This window comes from Leisingera sp. MMG026, from assembly GCF_021654205.1.
Taxonomy (GTDB): domain Bacteria; phylum Pseudomonadota; class Alphaproteobacteria; order Rhodobacterales; family Rhodobacteraceae; genus Leisingera.
Genome location: NZ_JAKFZM010000063.1, coordinates 1 through 19,357, shown reverse-complemented (window position 1 = coordinate 19,357; position 19,357 = coordinate 1). Strand labels below are relative to the sequence as shown.

19 protein-coding genes, 1 tRNA gene, 3 pseudogenes and 2 riboswitches are annotated in these 19,357 nt (G+C 61.5%); of the genes and pseudogenes, 11 read left to right on the top strand and 12 right to left on the bottom strand.

The window, feature by feature from the left end; all coding sequences use genetic code 11:
- From L1069_RS21710 to L1069_RS21700, 3 genes are all read left to right on the top strand, one after another.
- On the top strand, positions 1–245 hold a 245-nt coding region (locus L1069_RS21710; RefSeq protein WP_237457013.1), incomplete at its 5' end, for a hypothetical protein.
- A 49-nt stretch (positions 246–294) separates the two neighbouring features.
- Positions 295–2,484, top strand: coding sequence for an alpha-ketoacid dehydrogenase subunit alpha/beta (locus L1069_RS21705; protein WP_237457012.1), 2,190 nt, complete (start codon positions 295–297; stop codon positions 2,482–2,484).
- Entirely contained in the window at positions 2,481–3,515 is a 1,035-nt protein-coding gene (locus tag L1069_RS21700) for an ACP S-malonyltransferase (protein WP_237457011.1), read from the top strand. Before L1069_RS21705 ends, L1069_RS21700 begins: the two co-directional genes overlap by 4 nt.
- 182 nt (positions 3,516–3,697) lie before the next feature.
- Here the strand turns inward: L1069_RS21700 and L1069_RS21695 are convergent.
- Together L1069_RS21695 and L1069_RS21690 are read right to left on the bottom strand one after the other, a co-directional pair.
- A pseudogene (locus tag L1069_RS21695) lies at positions 3,698–3,821 on the bottom strand (IS5/IS1182 family transposase); the annotation flags it as partial.
- A 380-nt stretch (positions 3,822–4,201) separates the two neighbouring features.
- Positions 4,202–4,277 (bottom strand) — tRNA-Lys (locus tag L1069_RS21690).
- Between the two features lie 187 nt (positions 4,278–4,464).
- Here L1069_RS21690 and dapF point away from each other — a divergent pair.
- Both dapF and mtaB read left to right on the top strand, forming a co-directional pair.
- Positions 4,465–5,307, top strand: coding sequence for a diaminopimelate epimerase (dapF, locus tag L1069_RS21685; RefSeq protein WP_237457010.1), 843 nt, complete (start codon positions 4,465–4,467; stop codon positions 5,305–5,307).
- Positions 5,304–6,566 (top strand): tRNA (N(6)-L-threonylcarbamoyladenosine(37)-C(2))-methylthiotransferase MtaB, encoded by a 1,263-nt coding sequence (gene mtaB / locus L1069_RS21680; protein ID WP_237457009.1) that lies wholly within the window; start codon positions 5,304–5,306, stop codon positions 6,564–6,566. Before dapF ends, mtaB begins: the two co-directional genes overlap by 4 nt.
- A 17-nt stretch (positions 6,567–6,583) precedes the next feature.
- Here the strand turns inward: mtaB and L1069_RS21675 are convergent, their stop codons facing one another.
- The gene (locus L1069_RS21675; protein ID WP_237457008.1) at positions 6,584–6,997 is read right to left on the bottom strand and encodes a nuclear transport factor 2 family protein; all 414 of its coding nucleotides are present in this window, start codon (positions 6,995–6,997) and stop codon (positions 6,584–6,586) included.
- A gap of 263 nt (positions 6,998–7,260) precedes the next feature.
- On the opposite strand from L1069_RS21675, the gene L1069_RS21670 reads away from it, so the two are divergent.
- Positions 7,261–7,698 carry a glyoxalase superfamily protein gene (locus tag L1069_RS21670; protein ID WP_134830992.1) on the top strand — a complete coding sequence of 146 codons (438 nt, stop codon included), beginning with the start codon at positions 7,261–7,263 and terminating at the stop codon, positions 7,696–7,698.
- Positions 7,699–7,849: 151 nt separating this feature from the next.
- Here L1069_RS21670 and L1069_RS21665 read toward each other — a convergent pair whose 3' ends face one another.
- The 4 genes from L1069_RS21665 to L1069_RS21650 form a co-directional block, all read right to left on the bottom strand.
- Positions 7,850–8,638, bottom strand: coding sequence for a cytochrome c1 (locus L1069_RS21665; protein ID WP_237457007.1), 789 nt, complete (start codon positions 8,636–8,638; stop codon positions 7,850–7,852).
- Positions 8,639–8,657: 19 nt separating this feature from the next.
- Positions 8,658–9,992 carry a cytochrome b gene (gene petB / locus L1069_RS21660; protein WP_129372722.1) on the bottom strand — a complete coding sequence of 445 codons (1,335 nt, stop codon included), beginning with the start codon at positions 9,990–9,992 and terminating at the stop codon, positions 8,658–8,660.
- A gap of 12 nt (positions 9,993–10,004) precedes the next feature.
- The gene (gene petA, locus L1069_RS21655) at positions 10,005–10,565 is read right to left on the bottom strand and encodes a ubiquinol-cytochrome c reductase iron-sulfur subunit (RefSeq protein ID WP_129372721.1); all 561 of its coding nucleotides are present in this window, start codon (positions 10,563–10,565) and stop codon (positions 10,005–10,007) included.
- Positions 10,566–10,776: 211 nt separating this feature from the next.
- Positions 10,777–11,379 carry a glutathione S-transferase gene (locus tag L1069_RS21650; RefSeq protein WP_134830993.1) on the bottom strand — a complete coding sequence of 201 codons (603 nt, stop codon included), beginning with the start codon at positions 11,377–11,379 and terminating at the stop codon, positions 10,777–10,779.
- Positions 11,380–11,493: 114 nt separating this feature from the next.
- On the opposite strand from L1069_RS21650, the gene L1069_RS21645 reads away from it, so the two are divergent.
- Entirely contained in the window at positions 11,494–11,790 is a 297-nt protein-coding gene (locus L1069_RS21645) for a hypothetical protein (RefSeq protein ID WP_237457006.1), read from the top strand.
- 50 nt (positions 11,791–11,840) lie between these two features.
- Positions 11,841–12,039: riboswitch (FMN riboswitch) on the top strand.
- Between the two features lie 90 nt (positions 12,040–12,129).
- A complete protein-coding gene (locus L1069_RS21640) occupies positions 12,130–12,567 on the top strand; it encodes a 6,7-dimethyl-8-ribityllumazine synthase (RefSeq protein WP_237457005.1) in 438 nt (145 codons plus the stop codon).
- On the opposite strand, the gene L1069_RS21635 is transcribed toward L1069_RS21640, so the two are convergent.
- Genes L1069_RS21635 through thiB form a run of 3 tightly spaced genes read right to left on the bottom strand, consistent with a single transcriptional unit; the run spans position 12,564 to position 15,764 of the window.
- The gene (locus L1069_RS21635) at positions 12,564–13,256 is read right to left on the bottom strand and encodes an ATP-binding cassette domain-containing protein (protein WP_237457004.1); all 693 of its coding nucleotides are present in this window, start codon (positions 13,254–13,256) and stop codon (positions 12,564–12,566) included. The two genes, L1069_RS21640 and L1069_RS21635, sit on opposite strands and share 4 nt — an antisense overlap.
- Positions 13,243–14,799: a thiamine/thiamine pyrophosphate ABC transporter permease ThiP gene (locus L1069_RS21630; protein WP_237457003.1), complete on the bottom strand. Its 1,557-nt coding sequence runs from the start codon at positions 14,797–14,799 to the stop codon at positions 13,243–13,245. Before L1069_RS21630 ends, L1069_RS21635 begins: the two co-directional genes overlap by 14 nt.
- Entirely contained in the window at positions 14,775–15,764 is a 990-nt protein-coding gene (gene thiB / locus L1069_RS21625; protein WP_237457002.1) for a thiamine ABC transporter substrate binding subunit, read from the bottom strand. The genes L1069_RS21630 and thiB overlap by 25 nt, the downstream gene beginning before the upstream one ends.
- Positions 15,765–15,796: 32 nt before the next feature.
- Positions 15,797–15,888: riboswitch (TPP riboswitch) on the bottom strand.
- 230 nt (positions 15,889–16,118) lie between these two features.
- On the opposite strand from thiB, the gene aroC reads away from it, so the two are divergent.
- Positions 16,119–17,219 (top strand): chorismate synthase, encoded by a 1,101-nt coding sequence (gene aroC, locus L1069_RS21620; RefSeq protein ID WP_237457001.1) that lies wholly within the window; start codon positions 16,119–16,121, stop codon positions 17,217–17,219.
- A 51-nt stretch (positions 17,220–17,270) separates the two neighbouring features.
- Here aroC and L1069_RS21615 read toward each other — a convergent pair whose 3' ends face one another.
- Positions 17,271–17,687, bottom strand: coding sequence for a helix-turn-helix domain-containing protein (locus L1069_RS21615; RefSeq protein ID WP_237457000.1), 417 nt, complete (start codon positions 17,685–17,687; stop codon positions 17,271–17,273).
- Between the two features lie 73 nt (positions 17,688–17,760).
- Here L1069_RS21615 and L1069_RS21610 point away from each other — a divergent pair, with 73 nt between their 5' ends.
- The gene (locus L1069_RS21610; protein ID WP_237456999.1) at positions 17,761–18,399 is read left to right on the top strand and encodes a cation transporter; all 639 of its coding nucleotides are present in this window, start codon (positions 17,761–17,763) and stop codon (positions 18,397–18,399) included.
- Positions 18,400–18,440: 41 nt separating this feature from the next.
- Here L1069_RS21610 and L1069_RS21605 read toward each other — a convergent pair.
- Positions 18,441–19,046, bottom strand: a pseudogene (locus L1069_RS21605) (hypothetical protein); the annotation flags it as partial.
- A 175-nt stretch (positions 19,047–19,221) separates the two neighbouring features.
- On the opposite strand from L1069_RS21605, the pseudogene L1069_RS21600 reads away from it, so the two are divergent.
- A pseudogene (locus tag L1069_RS21600) lies at positions 19,222–19,357 on the top strand (IS110 family transposase); the annotation flags it as partial.

Genomic DNA, 19,357 nt, shown 5'->3' with positions numbered 1-19,357 from the left:
TCGTATTTTTCGTATCCACTGCCCGGCAGGCACATACGCGCATGCAGCCGAGAGGAGGCTATCGCTTCATCGCGCTCCCTCTGGTTCCAAAAGAACCGCAAGGCAGCGGGCTGCAGATGGCCTTGCAGCAACACGTCAGAGTAGTTGCCGGATGTGGTTGGAAAGGGTGGCAGGATCACACTGGGCAACGCAAGCAAGGCATTCCAACTTGGAATGACAGCAGTAGGCAATCTCATTGGTTTTGACGGCGCGTTCGCGGATAAATGTGCCCAGAGTTTATTCCAAGGAGGCCGCATGGACCGCGCCCAGATCGTGCATAAGAATTTCCTGGACCGGGTTAAGGCCGCAGACTTCCCTGGAGGTGCGGCACCCGCAGGACCGCTTGCCGTATCAGAGGCGGTTGGCACTTTTCGTGCACAGGTGTTGAGCCGGGCGCTGGACTTGACCAGCCGGGCGATGCAAAAAGCGGGCGAGGGGTTTTACACCATCGGATCCTCGGGGCATGAGGGGATGGCGGCAGTGGCGCGGGCGCTGCGCCCGACCGACATGGCCTTCCTGCATTACCGTGATGCAGCGTTTCAGATTGCCCGGGCAGATCAGGTTCCGGGGCAACGGATTGCCTGGGACATGCTTTTGTCCTTTGCCTGTTCCAGCGAAGACCCAACCTCAGGCGGCCGGCACAAGGTTCTGGGCTCCAAGGCACTGATGATCCCGCCGCAAACGTCTACCATTGCCTCGCATTTGCCCAAGGCGGTGGGGGCGGCTTATTCCGTCGGTGCAGCCAAGCGGCACCAGCCAGAGCATCAGGTGCTGCCGGAAGACGCCATTGTCATGTGCTCTTTCGGGGATGCTTCGGCCAACCATTCGACCGCACAGGGGGCAATCAACACCGCGGGCTGGAGTTCGGTGCAATCGACGCCGCTGCCTTTGCTGTTTGTCTGCGAGGACAACGGTATCGGCATTTCCGTAAAAACGCCGAAGGGCTGGATCGAGGCCTCGATGGCGCAGCGGCCGGGCATCAAATACTTCAAAGCAGATGGGCTGGATATTTATAACGCCTTTGCAGTGGCGCAAGAGGCAGCAGAGTATGTGCGGACCCGCAAGAAACCGGCCTTCCTGCATCTGCGCACCGTGCGGCTGTACGGCCATGCCGGGGCGGATTTTCCGACCACTTACCTCAGCAAGACCGAGGTTGAGGCGGATGAAGCCAATGATCCGCTGCTACATTCGGTGCGGCTGCTGAATGAAGCCGGGGCGCTGCGGCCCAAGGAAGCGCTGAAAATTTACACTGATACTTGCGCGCGGGTGGAGCGAATCCGGGCGGAGGCGGTGACACGGCCGCATCTGAAGACGGCAGAAGATGTAGCTGCCAGCCTGATTCCGCCAACACGGACCTGTACGCCCACCAATGGCCCGCGCTTAGAGGAGCGGGCGGCGGCGTTCGGCAGCGACATGCGGGCGATGGAGGAGCCGCAACCGATGTCGCGGCTGATCAACTGGGCGCTGACGGATTTGATGCTGGAGCATGGCGAAATCGTCATGATGGGCGAGGATGTCGGCCGCAAGGGCGGTGTTTACGGCGTGTCTCAGAAATTACAGCAGCGGTTCGGACCGGACCGGGTAATCGACACGCTGCTGGATGAGCAGTCGATCCTGGGGCTGGCGATTGGTATGGGGCACAATGGGTTTGTGCCCATCCCGGAAATCCAGTTCCTTGCCTATTTGCACAATGCCGAGGACCAGCTGCGCGGCGAAGCGGCGACTTTGCCTTTCTTCTCAGACGGGCACTTCACCAACCCGATGGTGCTGCGGATTGCGGGCCTTGGCTATCAGAAGGGTTTTGGCGGGCACTTCCACAATGACAACTCTCTGGCGGTGCTGCGGGATATTCCCGGAATCGTAATAGCTTGTCCGTCAGATGGGGCTGAGGCTGCAATGATGATGCGCGAGGCGGTGCGGCTGGCGCGCGAGGAGCAGCGGGTGGTGGTCTTTGTGGAGCCGATTGCGCTGTATCCGATGCGGGACCTGCATGAGGCGAAGGATGGCGGCTGGATGCGGACCTACCCCTCGCCGGACCGGCGGATCGCTTTGGGCGAAGCGGGTGTGCATGGGGAAGGCACCGATCTGGCCATCGTGACCTATGGCAATGGACGGTATCTTTCGGCCCAGGCGCAGGCGGAACTGGCGGTCCAGGGTGTGGACGCGCGGATTGTGGATCTGCGCTGGCTGGCGCCGTTGCCGGAGGCAGCGCTGTTGGAGGCGGTGAAAGATTGCAGACATGTGCTGGTTGTCGATGAATGCCGCATCACAGGCAGCCTGTCAGAGGCGCTGATGGCACTGTTTGCGGAACAAGGCGATGCCCCAACGGCGCGGGTGGCGGCCAGTGATTGTTTCATTGCCACTGGGCCGGCCTATGGTGCCACGCTGCCGTCGAAGGATAGCATTGTTGCAGCTGCCTTTAAGCTGGCAGGAGGCAAGTCATGACCCGCACAGCTGTTCTGATCTGCCCGGGACGGGGCACTTACAACAAGGCGGAGCTGGGGTACCTGCACCGCCACCATGCGGACAAGGCGGCGCTGTTCGCCGGATTTGATGCGAAGCGCAAGGACGCCGGGCAGGAGGAAGTTACGGCGCTCGACGGGGCAACCCGGTTTTCGATGTCAAAGTACTCCCGCGGGGACATAGCATCGCCATTGATCTATGCCTCAACGCTGGCAGATGCGCAGTCGTTGGCGGAAGACATTGAAATTGTCGCGGTTACCGGCAATTCCATGGGCTGGTACACCGCACTGGCGGCAGCCGGAGCGCTGAGCGCGGCAGATGGGTTCAAGGTGGTGAACACCATGGGCACGCTGATGCAGCAGCAGCTGATCGGCGGCCAGCTGGTCTATCCCTTTGCAGGTCCGGATTGGCAGGATAACCCGCGCCGCAAGACCGGGCTGCTGGACTTGGCGGCAGAGATCAATGCGCGCGAGGAGCATAACCTGGGGCTGTCGATTGACTTGGGCGGAATGCTGGTGCTGGCCGGGAATGAGGCCGGGCTGTCAGCATTTGAGGCCGCGGTGCCGGTGCTGGACGACCGCTTCCCCATGCGGCTGGCCAACCATGCCGCGTTCCATACAGCGCTGCAAGCACCGGTGGCAGCCGAGGGGCGCAAGCGGCTGAGTCCCGAAATGTTCTCTCAGCCGGATGTGCCGCTGATTGATGGCCGCGGGCAGATCTGGTGGCCGGGTGCCACGGATAAACAGGCGCTGTGGGATTACACGCTTGGGCGTCAGGTGGTGGAGGCCTATGACTTCACCCGCGCGGTGCAGAATGCAGCTTATGAGTTTGCGCCGGACCTGTTCATTGTGACGGGCCCCGGCACCACACTAGGCGGTGCCGTGGCCCAATCCCTGACACAAATTAGTTGGAAAGGGGTGGTAGGAAAGGCGGGTTTTAAAGCGCGGCAGGCGGAAGATCCGCTGTTGATCTCCATGGGGGATGACGCACAGCGGTCATCGGTGAGCGGCTGATCCAGCAGTATCCTGCGCCTTTTGCCTGCATCAAAGAAGCAGGCAAAACAGCCTTGGGCGCATCACTGCCTTGCCTGCAGTGCCGTGAAGGCATGCAGGGGCAGGTTTTCCCTGAAAGCCTGTGTTCGCCGTGCTTCGAAAGCGCACAAGGGGGGTGTTCAATGGTAAGATCTTCTACAGCCCCCTTTGTTATCGCAGATCGCATGCAGCTTGGTGCTCATGCCGCCCTTGATAAGGCCATTCTGGCGTCCAAGCCCTCTTCACTCCAAGACTGGACGCAGTGCGGTGAACCTTGAAGTAGGTGGAAGACATATCGGCAGCCAACTTTGCATGCGACGAAAGAGTGCTGTCCATCTTGGAAAGCTCCCGTGCTGATTGGTTTAATTGTGTTGTGATTGCGTACAGGCAGACAAAGCTCCGCCTTTTTATGCGCAGCGTTTCAGAATTTCTTTGTTTTTGGTAAGCTGTGCCTGACAGACATCTGTCAGGCCGTGCGCTGTCAGTGTACTGAAAGCTCTTCAAAATGCAAAAAACAACACTGTACGCACCAATCAGCGATGCAAACTCAGCGCACTGAAGCAGTCGCTTTCTACACCATTCTACGTCAATCTATGCCGCGTAGTCGCTAGGTGGCTGCTGTAAGCGCGGTCATTTTCCGCCTGCAGCCTGTAAGTAGTTGAAAGAAGTGGTGAGCCGTGTTGGGTTCGAACCAACGACCTACTGATTAAAAGTCAGTTGCTCTACCAACTGAGCTAACGGCCCACTTCTTCGTTGCTGTCTAAGCGTTTTCTCCAAGAGGATCAAGCACTTATTTCGCTTCGGAACTGCCTGGCAGCCTGTGTCATGCTGTCCCGATAGGCGGCGTATCTAGGGCCAGTGCGGCGGGGGGTCAACCCCTTTTTTCAACTTTTCTCACCGAAGACTGGATTCATCTGCAGCGCAGGTCTATATGCCCGGAATGAACACCCAAGCAGATACCGCACTCCCATTCATGAAGATGCACGGGCTGGGCAATGACTTTGTTGTTGTCGACGCGCGTGCACAGGACATTGCCATTACTCCGGCTATGGCCAAAGGAATCGCCCACCGCCAGTTCGGCGTGGGATTTGATCAGCTGACGGTCATCTCGAATGGCCCCGGAGACGCGCATCTCACCTTTTACAATGCCGATGGCTCCACCTCCGGCGCCTGCGGCAATGCCACCCGCTGCGTGGCGCGCCACCTGATTCTGGAAAGCGGCAAGCCCGGGCTGCATCTGACTACGGACCGCGGCGACCTATATGCACGCGATGCCGGCCATGGCCTTACTTCGGTCAATATGGGACATCCGCAGCTTGAATGGCAGGACATTCCGCTGGCCGAGGACGCGGACACATTGGAACTGCCTATCGAAGGCGGCCCAACCGCAACCGGCATGGGCAACCCGCATTGCACCTTCTTCGTTGACGACGCCGAACTGATCCCGCTCGCGGAATTCGGCCCCCGCTATGAACACCACCCGCTGTACCCTCAGCGCACCAATGTGCAAGTCGCCCAGGTGACTGGCCCCGACCGCATCCGCATGCGCGTGTGGGAGCGCGGTGTGGGGGTGACACTGGCTTCTGGCTCCTCTTCCTGCGCCACAGCCGTTGCTGCGGCCCGCCGCGGGCTGACAGGGCGCAAGGTGCAGGTTGATCTCGATGGCGGCACTCTGTGGATCAACTGGGCCGAGGACGGCGTGTGGATGACCGGCCCGACCATGCATGTCTTCGACGGCAGCTTCACACGCGAGTTTCTGGAGACGTTGAAATGAGCGTACCCAAGTTCACCACCCTTGGCTGCCGCCTCAACGCCTATGAGACCGAGGCGATGAAGGAATTGAGCCAGCAGGCGGGCCTTGAGAATGCTGTGGTCGTCAATACTTGCGCGGTGACCGCTGAGGCCGTGCGCAAGGCACGCCAGGAGATCCGCAAACTGCGCCGCGAAAACCCGGAGGCCCCCATCATCGTGACCGGCTGCGCCGCCCAGACCGAGCCGGAAACCTTTGCCGCGATGGAAGAGGTCACCCGCGTCATCGGCAACACTGAGAAGATGCAGCCCGAGACATGGCAGCAGATTGCCAAGGGCCCGGACTTCATCGGCAGCACGGAAAAGGTGCAGGTCGATGACATCATGTCGGTGACTGAAACCGCAGGCCATCTGATCGACGGCTTCGGCACCCGCTCCCGCGCCTATGTGCAGGTCCAGAACGGCTGCGATCACCGCTGCACCTTCTGCATCATCCCCTATGGCCGCGGCAACTCCCGCTCCGTCCCCGCAGGCGTGGTCATCGACCAGATCAAGCGGCTGGTGGACAAGGGCTATAACGAAGTGGTTCTGACCGGGGTGGACCTCACCTCCTGGGGCGCTGATTTGCCTGCGCAGCCGCGTTTGGGCGATCTGGTGATGCGGATTCTGAAGCTGGTGCCGGACCTGCCGCGGCTGCGCATCTCCTCGATCGATTCGATCGAGGCGGATGATAACCTGATGCAGGCGATTGCCACCGAACCGCGGCTGATGCCGCATCTGCATCTGTCATTGCAGCATGGCGACGACCTGATCCTGAAACGCATGGCCCGCCGCCACCTGCGCGACGACGCCATCGCGTTTTGCGAGGAAGCCCGCCGCCTGCGCCCGGAGATGACCTTTGGCGCCGACATCATCGCCGGCTTCCCGACCGAGACCGACGCCCATTTCGAGAACTCTCTGAAGCTGGTCACAGACTGCGACCTGACATGGCTGCACGTCTTCCCCTATTCCAAGCGGGACGGCACCCCGGCCGCAAAGATCCCCAGCCAGGTAAACGGCAACGTCACCAAGGAGCGCGCCTCCCGTCTGCGCGCGGCTGGCGACGCCCAGGTCGCCCGCCACCTGGCTGATCAGATCGGCCAGACCCACCGCATCCTGATGGAAAACCCGCATATGGGCCGCACCGAGCAATTCACCGAGGTGGCCTTTGCCGCGCCGCAGCCAGAGGGCCGGATCGTCACCGCCGCCATAACAGGCGCCAGCGGCAGCCAGCTCACCGCCTGATCAACGCGCTGAATGCGTCAGCAAGTTGCGGCCGCCACCGAAGCGGAATCGTAGAACTCGTGCAGGTCGCAGATGCGCCCGTCCCGGAACCGGCAGACAATGGCAACAGGCGTCTCCACCCGCTTTCCGGTGGTTTTGCAAGTCCAGGCCGTGGTGCCCAGCCCAACCACCCGGTCGCCCTCCGAGACCGTCTCTTCCAGCGTCCAGTGTTCCATTTCAAAGGCACTGGTCAGCTCACTCAGATAGCTCTGGAGCTGCGCGCGCCCGTTCCGTGCCGCACTGAAATCCAGCCCATGCGCGCCCTCCCCCATCGAACGCATGCTCATGTCCTCGGTGGTATAGTCATCCCACATGGCCAGATCGCCCGCTTTGCAGCCATTCCACCTGGTCATTGCTTCCCGCAGGATCTCTGCATTCGATAGCCCCGTCATTGCAACGCCTCCCAACTCGTATTGATACACCCTCTAAAGGGTGCGCTCCGGTCTCCTCATCCGTCAAGCGTGCCTGCCTGCAATTGCAGCGCAGTCTGAACTGCGCTATGACTTCAACAAGGTCCCGGTTACCTGCCGCTCGCAGCCTTTGGCTTTGGTGAAATCCGGACAAGGATCCTTCCTGACGCTTGGGTGCATGCCCGGATAGCAACGCGAGCCCTGTCTGCATCGGCAACTGCGCCCTTCACGCGAAAGGTAACCCCATGCAGCCACCGCCTGCTCTCCCTCCCGTTCCGCAGCTCAAGACCGAAGCGCGTCTGCTGCGTAAGCATTCACAGGCCCAGGGCCAGCCCATAAGCCACAGCACCGCCCTCGAACGGATCGCGCAATACTATGGCTTCCGCGACTGGAACACCCTTAGCGCCCGCGCTTCAAACACCCCGGATCTGCAAGTCGGGATGCGTGTTGAAGGCCAGTACCTGGGCCAGCCCTACACCGGCTATGTCCACGGCCTCTCGGCCTGCGGCATCAACGGCCACCGCCGGATTACCCTGCAGTTTGATACCCCGGTGGACGTGGTCCAGTTCGACAGCTTTTCCTCCTGGCGCCAACGGGTGTCCGCGGTGATAGGCGCGGACGACCGCTCGCCGCAAAAAACCTCCAACGGGCTCCCCCAGCTGGTGGTCAGCCCGCTGTTGTGACCAGTCCGGCCGGCTTCTTTCTGGTCCGGAATACCCCGGGGTGAATGCCCGCAGGGCAGAGGGGCAGCGCCCCTGAGCGCCTCAAAACGAAAAACCCCCGCAAGCAGCACTTGCGGGGGTTTGATGTTTCAATCTGTCAGTCAGACAAGGATCAGTCTTTGCCCTTGTGCGGCGCCCACAGCTTCTTGTTGGTCAGATACAGCAGAACCGACAGAACGGTCAGGAACAGCACGCCGACAAAACCGGCCTGCTTGCGCGCCATCATCTTGGGTTCAGCAGTCCACATCAGGAAAGCCGCGACGTCTTGCGCCATGGCATCCACGTCATTGGCATGGCCGTCCGCAAACTCCACCTGCTCATCCGACAGCGGCGGCGCCATCGAAATCCAACCGCCCGGGAAGGCAGTGTTCTGATAGAAGATGGTGCCAGCCTCTTCCTTTTCTTCACCGGTATAGCCAGCCAGCAAAGAGGCGATGTACTCGGCGCCGCCCATGCCCTTGAACAGCTGGTTCAAACCCGAACCGTAGGGGCCGTGGAAACCCGCACGCGCCTTGGCCATCATGCTGAGGTCCGGGGCGCCGGCGTTGTTGTTTTCCGGGAAGTGGTCGACCGGCTTGGCCGGGCGGTCCTCATCCAGTGCCGCATCATAAACGCTGAAGTTGTCGGCCGCGTAGGCACGCACCTGATCCTCAGGCAGCTGCGGGCCGCCCTCGTCGCCCAGGGTGCGCAACGGCACCAGCTTCAGCCCGTGGCAGGCTGCGCAAACTTCGGTGTAGATCTGCAGGCCGCGCTGCAGCTGGTTGCGGTCATAAGTTCCGAACGGGCCTTCAAACGAGAAGGCGTAGTCGGTGATGTGCTGTTCGCCGCCGCCTGCTGCGTAGGACGCAGCAGGGATCATGGCCAGAGCGAAGGCGGCACCGGTTGCCAGTTTCTTGAACATTGCGAGGTGTTCCTTCTTCTTACTCGGCAGGAGTGGCTTCAGCAGAAGACTTCTTGCCGTAGTGGGCGTCGAAATCCTCTTCGATGGTGGCAGGCTGAGCCGTCGGCTTCTCGATCACACCGAGCAGCGGCAGGATCACCAGGAAGTAGCCGAACCAATAGGCCGATGCGATCAGCGAGAACGATGCATAGGGTTCTTCCGCCGGCATCGCACCCAGCCACATCAGGGCAAAGAAATCGACCACCAGCAGGGCAAACCACCATTTGAACATCGGACGGTAACGGCCCGAACGGACGCGCGAGGTGTCCAGCCAGGGCACCAGTGCCATCACGGCAATTGCACCGAACATCGCCAGAACACCAAAGAACTTGGCGTCGACAATGCCTCCGGTCACGAAGGAGGCGAACTGAACCACCCACACTTCCGAGGTAAAGGCGCGCAGGATCGCGTAGAACGGCAGGAAGTACCATTCCGGAACGATGTGCGCCGGTGTCACCAGCGGGTTGGCTTCGATGTAGTTGTCCGGGTGGCCCAGGTAATTCGGCATGAAGCCGACGATCGCCCAGAAGACCACCAGCACAACGGCCAGGCCCAAGAAGTCCTTGATCACGAAGTACGGCCAGAACGGCAGAGTGTCTTTTTCTGCTTCAGCCTTGGAGCCTTTACGGACATCAACACCGGTGGGGTTGTTGTTGCCGGTGGTGTGGAAGGCCCAGATGTGGATGATCACCAAGGCTGCAATCACAAACGGCAGCAGGTAGTGCAGCGAGAAGAAGCGGTTCAGGGTGGCGTTGTCCACTGCCGGTCCGCCCAAGAGCCAGGTCTGAATCGGCTCGCCGATGAACGGGATCGCGCCGAACAGCCCGGTGATCACGGTGGCGCCCCAGAAGGACATCTGCCCCCAAGGCAGCACATAGCCCATGAAGGCGGTGCCCATCATCATCAGGTAGATCAGCATGCCGACAATCCAGATGATCTCGCGGGGCGCCTTGTAGGAGCCGTAGAACAGGCCGCGGAAGATATGGATGTAGACAGCAACAAAAAACAGCGAGGCGCCGTTCATATGCAGGTAACGCAGCATATGGCCGCCGTTCACGTCGCGCATGATGTGCTCGATCGAGGCAAAGGCCAGATCGGCATGCGGCGTGTAATGCATCACCAGGACAATGCCGGTGACGATTTGCAGCACCAGGCAGAACGCCAGGACGATGCCCCAGATCCACCACCAGTTCAGGTTCTTGGGGGTGGGGATCATGATTGTGTCGTAGACAAGACCGACGATGGGCAGGCGGCTGTGCAGCCACTTTTCTGCGCCTGTCTTCGGCTCGTAATGGTCGTGCGGAATACCGGACATGAGCGCGTTTCCTTATCCCAGCTTGATGGTGTTGGCGTCGGTGAACTCAGCCACCGGCACATGCAGGTTCTCAGGCGCCGGGCCTTTACGGATGCGGCCTGCGGTGTCGTAGTGCGAACCGTGGCAGGGGCAGAACCAGCCGTGGAAATCGCCGGAACCGTCGCCCAGCGGCACACAGCCCAGGTGGGTGCAAACACCCATCATCACCAGCCATTCGCCGGCCTCGTCCATGGTGCGGTTCGCGTCAGCCGCGTCAGTACCCGGCTTGTTCGGGTTTTCCGACCGCGGGTCGATCAGTTCGGACAGCTCCACGGCGCGGGCTTCATCAATCTCTTCCTGGGTGCGGCGGCGGATGAACACCGGCTTGCCAAGGAACATGACCGAGATCTGCGTGCCTACTTCTACGCCGCTGACATCGACCAGGATCGAGGACAGCGCTTTCACGTCGGCGGAGGGGTTCATCTGGTTGACCAGGGGCCATACGGCGGCACCCGCGGTCACTGCCCCGGCGCCGGCAGTGGCGTAGTAGAGGAAATCTCTCCGGGTTCCTTCGTGGTCTTCTGCGTGGGACACGAGGTTTTCTCCAATTCCAGCGCCCGTTTAGGGCAAACATGCGCATGCACCGCGATTGCTCGCAGTGGCTCTGGCGCGTGTCTAGCGGGGAGAAGGGCATTCGTCCAGCGGTCATAGGCGCGCAGAAAGCCGCAGACGGCAATTCTGTCACCACTGTGTGACCGTGCCGCACCCATATCGGTGCGGCACCTGTCTTAATCAAGAGGCGCGCTCAGCCCGCCGGCGGTTTTGTGGCCTGCATCGAGGGGCGCGATTCGAAGCCCGCAAACCACTCCGCCAGTGCCTCGTTGCCCTGGCGCCAGCCCGCATCAGGGTGGCGCAAGTCCACATATCCCAGCGCACAGGCCACCGCGATCTGGCCAATATCAAGCGGCCCCTGCAGATGGCTCATCCAGCGCGCATTCAGCGCGGCACAGCCGCCCAGAACCTTGCTGCGCTGCGCATCCAGCCAGCCATCCCATTGTTTTTCCTCAGGGCGCAGGCGTTTTTCATAAGCCATCAAGATCGCCGCATCCATAATGCCATCGGCGGTGGCTTCCAGAACCTTACTGTCCCAGCCGCCGCCATACAGCCTGCCGCCGGCCCGGTCGTCCAGATAGGCACAGATCACCCGGCTGTCATACAGCGCAGGTCCGTCATTGCGCTCAAGCGCCGGGATTTTGGCCAGCGGGTTGCTGGCTTTCACCTCTGCACTGGGGCTAAGGGGCGTTGTGGTCACATTCAGGATTTCAACATCCTCAATCTGCCCGGTCTCATGCAGCAGCACCAAAACCTTGCGGGCAAAGGGCGACGCCGGTGAATATGTAAGCTTCATGGAAAATCCTCCGCTGTTTGGCTGCAGCCTACTGCATGCCCTGCCAAGGGGAAGGGGCAATCAGCACACTGTGCTATACTGGTCTGGCTCAGCCAATGTCAGGAGGACCCTCAAATGATCATGCGGATATTCCAGGTTGTCATCCGGCCGGGCAAGGAGGCCGATTTCAGCAAGTTCTTCCATGAGACCGCCATTCCGCTAATGAAAGGCACCAAGGGCATCGTTACCGTCCTGCCAGGCGTGCCGCGCACCGAAACTCCGCGGGAGTTCAGCTTTGTGATGGTGTGGAAGGATCTGGCGTCGCTCAAGGCCTTCGCGGGCGAAGACTACACCAGTCCGCACATCGACCCGGCTGAGGCCGAATTGGTCGAGTCGCGCAGCATCAAACACTATGACTTGGTGGAAACCTGACCTTAGGCGCAGTTCCCGCTTGCAGGAATCTCTGCTGCTTGGCAAAGTCCCGGCGTTCTCAGGGCGGGGCGGAATTCCCCACCGGCGGTAAGCGGGCCAAGTCCCGTAAGCCCGCGAGCGGCGTCTGTGTCCACAATCCGAAAAGTGGGAACCGGTTTTCGGGAAAATTGTGGAACAAGCATAGATGTGTCAGCAGATCTGGTGCAACTCCAGAGCCGACGGTCACAGTCCGGATGGAAGAGAACGTGCGTCAGGACCGTTCCGGGCTGCCTAGCCCTTTGCGTGCCTGCCGTTCGTGATCGCCTTGGGTGACGTGTCAAACCTATAGGAGATTACGACATGACACACACCCGCTATGCCTTCATCAAGGCGCAATGGCACGCCGGTATTGTGGACCGTGCGCTGGACGGTTTCCAGCAGCTGATCCCGGCGGATCAGGTTGATGTCTTTGATGTCCCAGGTGCTTTTGAAATGCCGCTGCTGGCGCAGGAACTGGCCAAAAGCGGAAAATACGCAGCTGTGGCCTGTGCCGCCTTTGTCGTCGACGGCGGCATCTACCGGCATGATTTTGTGGCGCAAGCCGTGGTTGACGGGCTGATGCGCGCCGGAATGGACACCGGGGTTCCGGTGCTGTCGGTGTCGCTGACCCCGCATCAGTACCAGGAAACCGATCACCACAACGCGATTTACCGCGCGCATTTCGTGGAAAAGGGACGCGAGGCCGCCAATGCCGCGCTGATGATCGGCAAAACACGGGCAGCGGCGATGGCCGCTTAACCCAAATAGGCCTTTAGCGCGGGCGGCGGATTGTCCAGCAAGTCCGCCGTTCCCTGCGGCGGATGCGCCTTGCCATCCGCCACAAGCACCACTTGGCCCGCAATCCGGCGCGCGTCATTCGGATCATGGCTGACCATCAGCACCGTGGCGCCGCTTTCGCGCGCCAGTTCCGCAACCAGATCCAGCATCTCTGCCTTCAGCGCCGGACCAAGTGCCGCAAAAGGTTCATCCAGCAGCAGGATATCGCGGCCCTGCACCAGTACCCGTGCCAGGGCCACCCGGCTTTGCTGCCCGCCGGACAGAGCCGCAGGTTTCCGCCCCCCCATGCCGCCAAGACCAACCCGGATCAGCGCTGCGTCAATCTCTTGCCACTCCGCCTGGTTGAGCCGCAGGTTCGCATGCAACCCCAGACCGACGTTCTGCGCCACGGTCAGATGCGGAAACAGGTTGCCGTCCTGAAACAGCATCGCCACCGGCCGCTTGCCCGGCGGCCTGCCGGTCAGGTCTGAGCCGTTCCAAGAGACGCGCCCACGGGTGACCGGCAGGAAACCGGCCACTGCCTCCACCAGCGTGGACTTACCGGCACCCGATGGACCAATCACCGCGACGCAGGCACCCGGCGCAATCTCAAGATCCGCCTCTACCACATAGCCGCCGTTCATGATCCGGCAATTCTCAAGCCTCAGCATGCCAGCGCCCTCCGCGGTCCAAAATCCAAAACGCACCCACCGACAACACCAGCAGGAGCAATGCAGCACCCGCTGCGGCCTCCATCCGGTAGGCCCCCATCAGCCTGTAAATCTGCAAGGGCAGCGTTGCGAAATCCGGATCGGCAAACAGCGTTACTACGCCCAGATCCCCCATCGACAGTGCCGCAGCCAGGCCCGCGGCAAACCCGGTCTGCGCCCGCATCCGGGGCAGAAAGACCCGGCGCACAAAGGCCCAGCCCTGCATGTCCAGCGACAGCGACAACCGGCCATAACGTCCAAGCACCTCCCGCGCACGGGGCACCAGGATGCGCATGGCAAAGGGCAGCGCCATCACCGCGTTGACCAGCGCCGTCACCGGCAGCGCCAGGGCAAAAGGGTCTGCGACGGGGTAGATAAGGATGAACAGCCCAGTGCCAATCACCAATGGAGAGGCCGCAAGCCCAAGAATGCCCGACAGTTCGGTCAGGCTGTTCCGGCCAGCTGCAACCGCAGCCGCCATCGGCAAGGCCAACGCAAGAAGGATTACAGTGCTGATTGCAGCCACCAGAATGGAGTTCCCCGCGGCCTGCCATACCGTGCCCTTCAAGTCAGCAAGCCCGGGCAGTCCGGCCAGCACGATCGCTGCCAGCGGCAACAGTAAGAAACCAGCTGAAAGGGTAATCCAAACGGTGTCAAGACAGCGCGCCAAGGCCCCCTGCCCGTCCCAGCGCCGCACCGCGCGGTCAAGGCCGGCACCGAACCCTTCGCCCGCCGACACCCGCAGCGCGGCAAGCGCAGCTGCGCCGGTCAGCAATAACTGCAACCCCGACAAAAGCGCAGCCCGGCCCAGGTCGAAATCAAAACGGAACGCCTGATAGATGGCCAGCTCGATCGTGGTCGCCCTGGGGCCGCCGCCAAGGGTCAGCGCAACCGCAAAACTGGAAAGGCAGATGGCAAAGACGACAGCCAAAGCACCCGGCGCCACCCGCCGGAGCATCGGCCCCTCTAGCAGCCTCCACATCGCCCGCGGACCGGCATCCAACTGCGCGGCCAATCGGAAGCGTTCAGCCGGGATTTCCTGCCAGCCCTGCAGGATCAGCCGAGTCGCCAGCGGCAGGTTGAAGAAGACATGTGCCAGGACCACGCCGTGCAGGCCATAAATTTGCACCGGCTCCAGCCCGAACAGGCCGAAAAAGCTGCTCAGCCAGCCAGCCCGGCCAAACACCGCCAGAAGGCCCAGAATGGCAACAATCACCGGCAGAATGAAGGGGGCGCCAAGCAGGGCAATCAGCAATGCCCGCCCTGGAAACCGTCGCCGCGCCAATGCGCGGGCAACGGGTATCGCCAGACCGACGCTCAGCAGCGCCGACAGACTGGCCTGAGTGAGCGTGAACCGCAACGCCGCCCAGTCGCTGGCACCAAATCCGGTTCCGGCCTCGGCCCTGAGTGCCACAGCACCCAAGGTTCCCAAGATCAGCGCGACGACAAGCAGTGCCGCGCTGATTCCAGGAACGGAGCCTACTGGCTGAGCGCGTCCAGCCATTCGCCAAGCGCTGCATCCCGCACCTCTGCCGCTTCAGTTTCGCTCAGCAGCAAGGACTTGCCTGGCGCGATCAGCGTTTCGAAACCCTCCGGCAGACCCGCAGCCGGTGTCACAGCGGGGTACATCCAGTTGGTGGTCGGAATGATCGACTGAAAGGCGTCGGACACCATGAATTCCAGAAACTGGTCGGCCAGCTCAGACTGATCGGTGTTTGCCAGTTTGCCTGCAACTTCCACCTGCATGTAATGACCCTCGTCAAAGGCGGCAGCCGCCTTGGAGCCGTCTTCCTCAGCAATCAGGTGATAGGCGGGCGAGGTGGTGTAGGAAAGCACCATGTCGGCCTCGCCTTCCAGGAACATGCCGTAAGCCTCGGACCAGCCCTTGGTCACGGTGACAACGTTGTCAGAGAGGCTCTTCCAGATTTCCGGCGCCTCATCGCCATAGGCGGCTTTCACCCACAGGAGCAAGCCCAGACCCGGGGTCGAGGAGCGCGGATCCTGAATCAGGATCTTCATGTCGCTGGTTGCCAGCGCCTTGAAATCCGACGGGAAATCCGCCTGTACCGCTGCATCGGCGTTATGAACAAAGGCAAAATAGCCCCAGTCATAAGGCACAAAGGTCGCGTCGTTCCATTCGACCGGCAGCGCAAATTCGGCGCTGACCGAATGATCCGCAAACAGGCCGGTTTCCTTGGCCGCCGCGGTCAGATTGGTGTCGAGACCCAGAACGACGTCTGCGTCCGAGCGCTCGCCCTCCAGCTTCACCCGCGCCAGCAACGCGGCGCCGTCGCCCGCGCCGACCAGTTTCAGATCGCAGCCGCAGACGTCTTCGAACGCCTTTTCAACTGCCGGTCCGGGGCCCCAGTCGGAGACAAAGCTGTCGTAGGTATACACGGTAAGTTCCGGCGTTTCGGCAAAAGCCGCCGAGGCGCCAAGCAGTCCCGCGGCAAAAACAAGATGTTTCAAGCCATCCTCCTTTGCGGCGTTGGGCAAGGGTGGAGGCTGTCCAGTACCTTCCCTCCGCCGGTGTGATCCGGTTCAGGTTCAACGGGTGTCATCTCAGCGCTGCTGCGCACCCCGAGGTCGCGCGGACCTTATGCTCCAGACGCCGCGAACACAAGCCAAAGCCCCGCCAGGACTTATGGCCCTTGGCAAACTGGACCGCAGCCAGCGCCCCCTCAGTTCCTCTTGCTGAAAATATCCCGGGGGAGCCGCCGCAGGCGGCGGTGGCAGCGCCCCAGCCCGCGTTGCCGCACAGGAATCCTCTTGAGGCACAGGCCCCTGCCCGCTAAGCACGTCCCGCAAAGGAGACCGCGCCTCATGTCGATGAACAGCTTTGGACACCTCTTCCGCGTCACCACCTGGGGCGAAAGCCACGGGCCCGCGCTTGGCGCCACCGTGGACGGCTGTCCGCCGAATGTGCCGCTGGAGCCGGAGATACTGCAGCAGTGGCTCGACAAGCGCCGCCCCGGCCAGAACAAGAACACCACCCAGCGCAATGAGCCTGACGCGGTGAAAATCCTGTCCGGCGTGTTCGACGGCATGTCCACCGGCACCCCGATTCAGCTGATGATCGAAAACACCGACCAGCGATCCAAGGATTACGGCGAGATTTCACAGACCTTCCGTCCGGGCCATGCTGACATCACCTATTTCCAGAAATACGGCAACCGCGACTACCGCGGCGGCGGCCGTTCCTCGGCGCGCGAAACCGCAGCGCGGGTTGCAGCGGGCGGTGTTGCACGTGAAGCAATCAAGGCGCTGGTGCCGGGGCTGGAGATCAAGGGCTATATGACCCGAATGGGTGAGCTGGAGATCGACCGCAGCCGGTTCGACTGGGATGCGATCGAGCAGAATGACTTCTGGATCCCCGATGCCGGCGCCGTGCAGGAGTGGGAAGATTACCTGCAAGGTCTGCGCAAGGCGCATGACTCGGTGGGCGCCGTTGTCGAAGTTGTCGCCCGCAATGTCCCCGCAGGCATCGGCGCACCAGTCTATGGCAAACTGGACACTGATCTGGCCGCCGCGATGATGTCGATCAACGCCGTGAAGGGCGTGGAGATCGGCGAGGGCATGAATGCCGCGCGCCTCAAGGGCTCGGAAAATGCCGATGAGATCTTCATGAGCGAGAACGGGCCGGAGTATTCCTCCAACCACGCCGGCGGTATCCTGGGCGGCATTTCCACCGGGCAGGATGTGGTTGTGCGTTTTGCGGTGAAACCGACGTCATCGATCCTCACCCCGCGCCAGTCGATCCGCAAGGATGGCTCGGCAGTGGAGGTCATCACCAAGGGCCGCCACGACCCCTGCGTCGGCATCCGCGCCGTACCGGTGGCCGAGGCGATGATGGCCTGCGTGATCCTGGACCACCTGCTGTTGCACCGTGGCCAGATTGGTGAGAATCAAGGCAGGATCGGCTGAGTATACGGCTCTAACAGCGGGTTTCCCGGCAGCCGAGATGGGAAAACACTCTCAGCTGTGATCGCCCGAGCATTGACTGTGGTCACCGAGAGCCGTCAGCACCTTGCAGCAGCCGCCATTGCCGCCGTCACAAAGATGGCTGATCCGCTCCAGCTCCGCCGCCAGCTGCTCCAGCTTGCGGATCCGGTCTTGGACAATGGCCAGCTGACTGCGGGCAATGCGGTCCGCTTCGGCGCAGTCATCTCCGAGATTCCCGTCCAGTCCCATCAAAGACTTGATATCTTCCAACGGGAAACCGAGGTCGCGAGCATGTTTGATGAATCCCAGCGCGTTCATTCCGTCCTGCCCGTAGCGGCGCTGATTGCCGGCATTGCGGCCGGGCTGAGGCAGCAGACCGATTTCCTCGTAATAGCGGATGGTGGGAACCTTTACGCCGGTGGTCTTGGACAGCTGACCGATGGAAAACATCTGCGGAACCTCTTGAAGCTCTAGTGACTAGAGGCCCTACTTTGATCTCGAATCAGGAATGAGGACAAGAGAAATGGCAGGCTGCTGCAATCACAACGCCCGTTTTGACGGGGTCTCGGCAGATTATAAACGCAGGCTTTGGCTGGTAATCGTCATAAACGCCGCCATGTTTGCGGTGGAAATGAGCGCGGGCCAGCTGTCGGGCAGCCAAGCGCTGAAGGCGGACGCGCTGGACTTTTTGGGCGACGCGCTGACCTATGGTATTTCGCTGGCGGTGATCGGCGCTACCCTGCGCACCCGGGCACTGGCGGCCCTGGGCAAGGGCATCAGCCTGTTGCTGATGGGTCTGTGGGTGTTCGGTTCTACCGTTTATCAGGTGTTTTTTGTCGATGTGCCGCAGGCGCAGATCATGGGGGTGATCGGCTTTATGGCGCTGGCCGCCAATCTGATCTCGGTCATGCTGCTGGCACGCTACAAGGATGGCGACGCCAATGTGCGCTCTGTCTGGCTGTGCTCGCGCAATGATGCGATCGGCAATGTGGCGGTGATGATTGCCGCGTTTGGCGTCTGGGGCACGGCGACCGGCTGGCCGGACCTGATTGTGGCCGGCATCATGGGCGGGCTGTTCCTAAGCTCCGCCTTCCAGATCCTGGTTCAGGCGATACGGGAATGGCGCGGGGAAGAGGCGCGCCCTTCGGCGTATCAGAACTAAACAGCTGTGCCGCTTGCGGCACGGGCGGCGCCCTGCATTGTTCAGACAAACAGCCCTGCGTATACCTCGCGCAGGGCTTTCTGCTGCACCTTGCCCATGGTGTTGCGCGGCAGGGCCTCCAACAGGATAACGTCCTTGGGCTGCTTAAACTTGGCCAGCTGGCCAGACAGCGCCGTTTTGATGCGTTCTGCACTGGTGCCTGCGCCCTCCAGCACCGCCACGGCCTCTCCGAAATCCGGATGCGGCACGCCAATCACCGCGCTGTCCAGCACACCGGGCAGACCGTCGATCAGACTCGACACCTCCTTGGAGTAGACATTGAAGCCGCCGGTGATGACCAGATCCTTCACGCGTCCGACAATGGTGACATAGCCTTCAGCATCAGTCCTGGCCATATCGCCGGTGATGAACCAGCCGTCCGGCCACAACTCTTCGGCGGTTTTCTCCGGCACCTGCCAATAGCCCTGGAACGCGTTGGCTCCGCGCACCTCCAGCACGCCGATCTCTCCGCCAGGCGCCCCTGCAACGTCCTTCATGATCCGCGCCTCAACCCCGGCAACTGAAAGACGGCGCAGTGCATCTAGGATCGCATCCGCATCGAATCCTGGCAGGAAAACCACCTGGGCGCCAGCAAACAACGCGACATTTGCAGTCACAACAGTCCGTAAGAACGGCCATGACTAGAGTATTGTATGTGGGCCTCGACGTCTCACTCGAGATGACCAGCATCTGTGTTGCCGATGCCGAGTGCGGAATGATCCTTGAGGCAAAGGCGGTCCCGACATCGGCAAAGTGCTGGCTGGTATCGACGGCACTTTCGGGCGAGTTGGTTTCGAAGCCGGGCCATTGCCGCAGTGGCTTTACAACCGCCTCACGAGCGCAGGCTTGCCCGCAGTCTGCATTGAAGCGCGACATGCCAAGGCGGCGATGGCGGCCATGAACCGCAACAGGAATGACC